The following is a 429-nucleotide window of genomic DNA, read 5'->3' as shown; positions in this document are numbered from 1 at the left end:
CCCGGAAGCGTCTGCCACTTGCCAATTGATCTGAAACGAAGTCCATCGACCAGCGTTCGTTGATACCATTGGGTAACGATATGGGAATGCGGGGGCGTATCAGCTTCTTACGCTGCTTGGTACGAACCTGGAGGCCCAATTCGGTATACAACCGGTAGGTACGCTTCTTGTTCTCGACCAGACCTTCCGCCTTGAGCAAGCCATGCAGCAGCAAATAACCATAGCGCGGATAGCGCACTGCCAACTCTTTCAAGCGGGAGTTAACTGCCTCATCATCCCGAGAAATACCAACATAACGCGCAGCCGTCCTGCTGATGCAAAACAGCAGGCAGGCCCGTCTCTCACTCAGGTTGTGTATTGTCTTCGCCAGACTAACCACGGCTTTTTTAGCCGCTGGCGTCACCACTTTTTTGAGACGACATCTTTCAA

The 429-nt window shown here is 52.4% G+C and carries 1 protein-coding gene; it reads right to left on the bottom strand.

What is annotated here, in order from left to right:
- Positions 1 to 429, bottom strand: a 429-nt coding sequence (locus LZP73_RS19310; RefSeq protein WP_234236535.1) for an IS3 family transposase, incomplete at both ends; no start/stop codon positions are given.

The organism is Shewanella sp. AS16, from assembly GCF_021412365.1.
GTDB lineage: Bacteria > Pseudomonadota > Gammaproteobacteria > Enterobacterales > Shewanellaceae > Shewanella > Shewanella salipaludis.
This window is presented reverse-complemented; position numbering and strand designations above follow the sequence as displayed.